Origin of the sequence: Clostridium sp. CAG:43 (assembly GCF_000434655.1) — a bacterium.
Taxonomy (GTDB): domain Bacteria; phylum Bacillota; class Clostridia; order Lachnospirales; family Lachnospiraceae; genus Otoolea; species Otoolea fessa.
In genome coordinates this window covers 7958-11926 of record NZ_FR895072.1, presented here as the reverse complement: position 1 = coordinate 11926, position 3969 = coordinate 7958, and the positions used below count along the sequence as shown (strand labels likewise).

The window sequence follows — 3969 nt, the reverse complement described above, 5'->3', positions numbered from 1 at the left end:
GCTTATCAGGTTGAGGACGAAAAAGAGCGTCTGAATGAAGTGATTTCACTGATTTGGAAGTGGAAACTGGTGATTGGACTGATATGTATGAGTGCTGGGGCAGGGCTGGCGCTCGCAGAACGGCGAAGAAAGGAGGAACATATAAAAAAGAATATGGAGAGGAATGATAAGGGCAAGGAGGAGTAAAAAAATAAGAGAAAAATCAAAATCGCTCAGATGGCAGAAAAAGGGAAGGAAGGGATTTTATGGATCAGATGGCGAAAGGGCTGCTCTTCGGAGCAGCCGTACTGAGCCAGGCGGCTGCGGGATGTTTCCCCGCTGCCGCGGCATCCATCGATCGGGTCAGGATTCGGCTGGCAGCAGAAGAGCTGGATGAAATGGGAATGCCTGTTTTGGAGGCGGAAAGCCGGGACAGGGCATATAGCGTCACTGGTGTGGAACGAATCTCCGGTGATCCGGCAAGCGGACCGGCGATGGATAGGGCAGAGGTGGGAAAAAAAGAAAATGAACAATATAAAGGGAGCATACAAGCCGATTCTGAAAATATAGGTACCAAAGAAGTGTCTTTAGAAGAACGAAAGATAGAAGAAATCCATGCAGAAGAACCTGCTCCGGAAATTCTGTACGAAATAGAACTGGAATCCGACGCAGATGATTCTTTTTCCGTCCTTCGCCAGGAGGACATCCAGTTTTCAGGGCTTGGCGCGGTATGCAGCAAGGCAGTTCGGAAAGATAATGGCACTACGTTGCTTTTGACGATCGAATTACAGGATGCCGGAGAGATAATAGGAACGGTGGATGCAGCAGTCTGGGCGGAAAGAGGAATTGGCAGGTGGAAGAAAGCGCCGGGGGCTTCGGCATATTTGGTGATGCTTTACCGGGATGCGAAGCGTGTCGGACATCCGCATCGGACGAGTGTTGAACAGTACGATTTTGTACCGTTGATGCAGACTGCGGGCGTATATCATTTTAAAGTGATTCCTCTGACAAAGCAGGGAAAGCGTGGTCAGGCAGCAGAATCAGCATGGAGGAACGTGACGGAGGCAGAGGCAGCTCAAAACCGGGAAGAATGGGGAGGGAAAAAGCCGGGATGGCAGCCAGAAGGGGAAATTCCATCGTATATTTTAAAAGATGGTGCATACCCGCAGATGGATTCTCTTTTGATTGGGGAAAAGTATGAGCAGTTTAATGAAAAGGGGGAAAACGTGTCGCGAACCGTAATATTTTGAGGATTTTCGTATAATTTATAAAAATCAGTTGAAAAAGCAGAAGAAATGTGATAGCATACCTCACATAAGTTCGTTCCTGTTTACTGAACCGTCCTGACGAGTGATCGAAGGTCAGTCAGGCAGGGACACTCTGGAGAGTCTCCAAGAAGGAGCGCCGAAGGTGTAAGACGGATGCACGTCCATGGTATTCGTTGATCTCTCAGGCAAAAGGACAGGGCATACAACCAATCACAATGGAACCAGGGGATGAGTTCTATTGTATGCATATGTTCTACTCTTTGGAGAGCTGATTTGTATCAGCTCTTATTTTATTACTCGATCCCGGATTTACAAAAGAGCCGGAATCGTAACGAAAACATAGAGGAGGATAAAAAATGGACACGATTTTGACACTGGTAAACAAAGGCAATGATTTTCTGTGGAGTTTTCTTCTGCTGATTCTGCTGTGTGGAACGGGCATCTATTACACGATTCGTCTCAAATTCATCCAGGTAAGAAAATTTGGCGAGGGCTGCAAGCATGTGTTTGGACATTTCAGCCTGAACGGAGAAAAACATGAAAAAGGGGAAATGAGCCCGTTTCAGTCGATCATGACGGCGATCGCAGCACAGGTTGGTACTGGTAACCTGGCAGGTGCGGCGACAGCGCTGTTTGGCGGCGGTCCGGGTGCAATCTTCTGGATGTGGCTGAGCGCGTTCTTCGGAATGGCGACCATCTACTCCGAGGCGGTTCTGGCACAGACCTACAAGACAGAGGTAAATGGTGAGGTGACAGGCGGACCTGTCTACTACATCAAGGCGGCATTTAAAGGTAATTTTGGAAAGGTATTATCCACTCTGTTTGCTATCTTTATTGTTTTAGCACTTGGGTTTATGGGCAATATGGTACAGTCCAACTCGATCGGTGCTGCGTTTACAGAGGTATTTCAGGTATATGGAATCAATATTCCGCCGATCACGATCGGCCTTGTGCTGGCAGTACTGGCAGGATTCATTTTCATTGGTGGAACCAAACGTCTGGCAGCTGTGGTAGAGAAGGTTGTGCCAGTTATGGCAGGCGTTTACATTGTAGGAAGCCTGATTCTGATTGGTCTTCATATCAATCACGTGCCGACGGCATTTATGATGATCATCAAGGGCGCGTTTGATCCGAAAGCGGTAATGGGCGCTGGTGCTGGTATCACCGTCCGCGAAGCAATCCGTTTTGGTGTAGCGAGAGGACTTTTCTCCAATGAGGCAGGTATGGGTTCCACACCGCATGCTCACGCACGTGCGAAAGCAGAAAGCCCGCATCATCAGGGGCTTTGTGCGATGATCAGTGTCTTTATTGATACATTTGTTATTTTAAATCTGACCGTATTTGCAGTCCTGACAACGGATGCGATGAGCTCCGGCAAGGATGGTACAGCGCTGACACAGGCGGCATTCATGCAGAGTTTTGGAAACTTTGGTTCTATTTTTATTGCGATCTGCCTGCTGTTCTTCGCATTTTCGACGATTCTGGGATGGCATTTCTTTGGCCTGACGAATGCGAAATATCTGTTCGGCGAGGGCGCGGCAAAGGTTTATTCCTTCATCGTTGTGATTTGTATTGTCATTGGTTCTATGTTAAAGGTAAATTTAGTATGGGCTCTGGCAGATTTCTTCAACGCGCTGATGGTTATTCCGAACGTTTTGGCATTACTTGCATTGAGTCATGTGGTTGTGGCGGCTGACCGGAAAGCGGAAGCGATCACGAAAAATGTGACACAGGCATATCGGGCTGCAGAAGAAAAGTAAGAGCAAATAAGTGAATTGTAAGCGTAAAAGCGAGCGTTAAACAACCATTCAACATTCAAAAAAGACCTGCTTATGTAGTGAAATACATAGGCGGGTCTTTTTTAAACATAGGAAACTTCGTTCTATGACAAAGAACGCTCCGCGGGATGCGCACTCGCGCGAAGAAAAAATATGTCGCAAGCGACCGCGCGAGACGCCCGAATGTGCCAAGGCACATTCTTTATTCTTGAAAATGAAAACAAATAAAAAACCAAAAGTCCCTAAACAGCTGCCATTACCTTCCGCTCTCTGTAAAAATAAGGAGTCTCTCTCTTTGCTGTCTGCTTTTTAAGCGTTTCATCGGTCAATTTGCGGACAGACTGCAAAATCCTCAGATGCGTCTCCAGAGGGAGTGCATCAACGGTCAGTTCCGCTTTTTTCGTGCATCCATCCACACCGCCTGCTGCCACAACCCGGCGGAGCAATTCCGTCTCGGTGCGGTCAGAGGGGAGAAGATTCCGTCCTAATTCCAGGGAGAGCAGGGAGGCAATGCCCCAGCCCCACCAGTTGGAAACGCCGCTTGCCAGCGTCAGGTCTGCTGCTTCTGCGGTGCAGATAAGTTCGCCGTGTGGAACACCTGCGAGAATTTCACGGCGGAAAGTCCCCATTCCCATCTCGTTGCCGCCATCTCCGATGGAAATGACCGTGGCACCAGCTTCTCTGGCAGCAGACAGGAAAAGTGCCGAATCTGTAATCATGTCGTCGAGCTGTTCACCGCGCATGCTGTGATAATGTCCGTTTTCAGCTTTGCCTGGGCGCTCCAGGCTGATCAGATGGGTCGGTTTTGCATCACGGATAAAGGTGCGGATAAAGTTATCCGTATTCTGTTCCGGCAGACGGATCAAGGTTGCCTGCGGAGCGCGGAAGCGGAGAGCCGCTTCCAGATGCGGATAAGAAGACCAGTCGGTTACGACTGACACGCC

General features: G+C 48.7%; 5 protein-coding genes and 1 riboswitch (1 of these 6 running past the window's edge). Of the genes, 3 read left to right on the top strand and 2 right to left on the bottom strand.

The annotated features are described in order from the left end of the window. From QVO97_RS05840 to QVO97_RS05830, 3 genes are all read left to right on the top strand, one after another. The coding region (locus QVO97_RS05840) for a hypothetical protein (RefSeq protein ID WP_288189105.1) at positions 1 to 186 on the top strand (186 nt) is incomplete at its 5' end. Between the two features lie 59 nt (positions 187 to 245). Next, positions 246 to 1229, top strand: coding sequence for a hypothetical protein (locus QVO97_RS05835; protein WP_022359446.1), 984 nt, complete (start codon positions 246 to 248; stop codon positions 1227 to 1229). Positions 1230 to 1349: 120 nt separating this feature from the next. Beyond that, positions 1350 to 1454, top strand: a riboswitch (glycine riboswitch). A gap of 149 nt (positions 1455 to 1603) precedes the next feature. Further along, positions 1604 to 3007 carry an alanine/glycine:cation symporter family protein gene (locus tag QVO97_RS05830; protein WP_022359445.1) on the top strand — a complete coding sequence of 468 codons (1404 nt, stop codon included), beginning with the start codon at positions 1604 to 1606 and terminating at the stop codon, positions 3005 to 3007. A gap of 260 nt (positions 3008 to 3267) precedes the next feature. Here the strand turns inward: QVO97_RS05830 and QVO97_RS05825 are convergent, their stop codons facing one another. Both QVO97_RS05825 and QVO97_RS05820 read right to left on the bottom strand, forming a co-directional pair. Further along, on the bottom strand, positions 3268 to 3966 hold the full coding sequence (locus QVO97_RS05825; RefSeq protein WP_288189103.1) for a glutamate cyclase domain-containing protein: 699 nt from the start codon (positions 3964 to 3966) through the stop codon (positions 3268 to 3270). Beyond that, positions 3860 to 3969 carry the end of a glutamate cyclase domain-containing protein gene (locus QVO97_RS05820; RefSeq protein ID WP_022359443.1) on the bottom strand. 259 nt of this gene lie beyond the right edge of the window, so the window shows 110 of its 369 coding nt (coding positions 260-369); the start codon falls outside the window, past its right edge; it ends in the stop codon at positions 3860 to 3862. Before QVO97_RS05820 ends, QVO97_RS05825 begins: the two co-directional genes overlap by 107 nt.